Source organism: Tetzosporium hominis, assembly GCF_002265435.1.
Taxonomy (GTDB): Bacteria; Bacillota; Bacilli; order Bacillales_A; family Planococcaceae; genus Chryseomicrobium; species Chryseomicrobium hominis.
The window spans coordinates 1-2,957 of sequence record NZ_NOKQ01000255.1 but is presented as its reverse complement, the minus strand read 5'-3'; the positions used below and the strand labels follow the sequence as shown (position 1 = coordinate 2,957).

Below are 2,957 nucleotides of genomic sequence, written 5' to 3'. Positions count from 1 at the left end.
TTAAGCTCCGTTTGGAGCGACAACTTAGGTTAAGTTGATAAGGGCGCACGGTGGATGCCTTGGCACTAGGAGCCTATGAAGGACGGCACTAACACCGATATGCTTCGGGGAGCTGTAAGTGAGCTTTGATCCGGAGATTTCCGAATGGGGAAACCCAGCACGCGTAATGGCGTGTTACCTTCCAGTGAATACATAGCTGGTCGGAGGCAGACCCAGGGAACTGAAACATCTAAGTACCTGGAGGAAGAGAAAGAAAAATCGATTCCCTGAGTAGCGGCGAGCGAAACGGGAAGAGCCCAAACCAAGAGGCTTGCCTCTTGGGGTTGTAGGACACTCTATACGGAGTTACAAAGGCAAGGGGTAGACGAAGCGGTCTGGAAAGGCCCACGACACGAGGTAACAGTCCTGTAGTCCAAACCCATTGCCCTCCAGAGTGGATCCTGAGTACGGCGGAACACGTGAAATTCCGTCGGAATCCGGGAGGACCATCTCCCAAGGCTAAATACTCCCTAGTGACCGATAGTGAACCAGTACCGTGAGGGAAAGGTGAAAAGCACCCCGGAAGGGGAGTGAAAGAGATCCTGAAACCGTGTGCCTACAAGTAGTTAGAGCCCGTTAATGGGTGATAGCGTGCCTTTTGTAGAATGAACCGGCGAGTTACGATTCCATGCAAGGTTAAGTCGAGGAGACGGAGCCGCAGCGAAAGCGAGTCTGAACAGGGCGAATGAGTATGGGGTCGTAGACCCGAAACCAGGTGATCTACCCATGTCCAGGATGAAGGTGAGGTAACACTCACTGGAGGTCCGAACCCACGCACGTTGAAAAGTGCGGGGATGAGGTGTGGGTAGCGGAGAAATTCCAATCGAACCTGGAGATAGCTGGTTCTCTCCGAAATAGCTTTAGGGCTAGCCTCAGATGTAGAATCTCGGAGGTAGAGCACTGTTTGGACTAGGGGCCCATCCCGGGTTACCGAATTCAGACAAACTCCGAATGCCGATGATTTGTATCTGGGAGTCAGACTGCGAGTGATAAGATCCGTAGTCAAGAGGGAAACAGCCCAGACCACCAGCTAAGGTCCCCAAGTAACCGTTAAGTGGAAAAGGATGTGGCGTTGCTTAGACAACCAGGATGTTGGCTTAGAAGCAGCCATCATTTAAAGAGTGCGTAATAGCTCACTGGTCGAGTGACGCTGCGCCGAAAATGTATCGGGGCTAAACGGTTCACCGAAGCTGTGGATGCATACCTAGGGTATGCGTGGTAGGAGAGCGTTCTAAGGGCTGTGAAGCCTGACCGGAAGGACAGGTGGAGCGCTTAGAAGTGAGAATGCCGGTATGAGTAGCGAAAGATGGGTGAGAATCCCATCCACCGTATGACCAAGGTTTCCTGAGGAAGGCTCGTCCGCTCAGGGTCAGTCGGGACCTAAGTCGAGGCCGATAGGCGTAGACGATGGACAACAGGTTGATATTCCTGTACCACCTCCCCGCCATTTGAGTGATGGGGGGACGCAGTAGGATAGGGAAGCGTGCGGCTGGAAGTGCACGTTCAAGCAGTGAGGAGTGATGTGAGGCAAATCCCGCATCTGACACTCTGGGCTGTGATGAGGAGGACGTATGTCCGAAGTTTCTGATTTCACGCTGCCAAGAAAAGCCTCTAGCGAGGCGGGAGGTGCCCGTACCGCAAACCGACACAGGTGGTCGAGGAGAGAATCCTAAGGTGAGCGAGTGAACTCTCGTTAAGGAACTCGGCAAAATGACCCCGTAACTTCGGGAGAAGGGGTGCTCTGACAGGGTGAAAGCCCGAGAGAGCCGCAGTGAATAGGCCCAGGCGACTGTTTAGCAAAAACACAGGTCTCTGCAAAACCGTAAGGTGACGTATAGGGGCTGACGCCTGCCCGGTGCTGGAAGGTTAAGAGGAGTGCTTAGCGCAAGCGAAGGTGCGAATTGAAGCCCCAGTAAACGGCGGCCGTAACTATAACGGTCCTAAGGTAGCGAAATTCCTTGTCGGGTAAGTTCCGACCCGCACGAAAGGCGTAACGATCTGGGCACTGTCTCAACGAGAGACTCGGTGAAATTATAGTACCTGTGAAGATGCAGGTTACCCGCGACAGGACGGAAAGACCCCGTGGAGCTTTACTGTAGCCTGATATTGAACTTTGGTGCAACTTGTACAGGATAGGTAGGAGCCTAAGAGCCCGGAGCGCCAGCTTCGGAGGAGGCGTCGGTGGGATACTACCCTGGTTGTATTGAAGTTCTAACCCATGCCCCTCATCGGGGCAGGAGACAGTGTCAGGCGGACAGTTTGACTGGGGCGGTCGCCTCCTAAAGTGTAACGGAGGCGCCCAAAGGTTCCCTCAGAATGGTTGGAAATCATTCGTAGAGTGTAAAGGCATAAGGGAGCTTGACTGCGAGACCTACAAGTCGAGCAGGGTCGAAAGACGGGCTTAGTGATCCGGTGGTTCCGCATGGAAGGGCCATCGCTCAACGGATAAAAGCTACCCCGGGGATAACAGGCTTATCTCCCCCAAGAGTCCACATCGACGGGGAGGTTTGGCACCTCGATGTCGGCTCATCGCATCCTGGGGCTGTAGTCGGTCCCAAGGGTTGGGCTGTTCGCCCATTAAAGCGGTACGCGAGCTGGGTTCAGAACGTCGTGAGACAGTTCGGTCCCTATCCGTCGTGGGCGTAGGAAATTTGAGAGGAGCTGTCCTTAGTACGAGAGGACCGGGATGGACACACCGCTGGTGTACCAGTTGTCTTGCCAAAGGCATCGCTGGGTAGCTATGTGTGGACGGGATAAGTGCTGAAAGCATCTAAGCATGAAGCCCCCCTCAAGATGAGATTTCCCATTACGCAAGTAAGTAAGATCCCTCAAAGACGATGAGGTAGATAGGTTCGGGGTGGAAGCACGGCGACGTGTGGAGCTGACGAATACTAATCGATCGAGGACTTAACCAAAAA

Annotated in this window: 1 rRNA gene; it reads left to right on the top strand. The window is 53.7% G+C overall.

Features of this window, described 5'->3' with window-relative positions:
• Window positions 1-27: 27 nt before the first annotated feature.
• Window positions 28-2,954 (top strand): 23S ribosomal RNA (locus CF394_RS11925).
• Window positions 2,955-2,957: the final 3 nt, after the last annotated feature.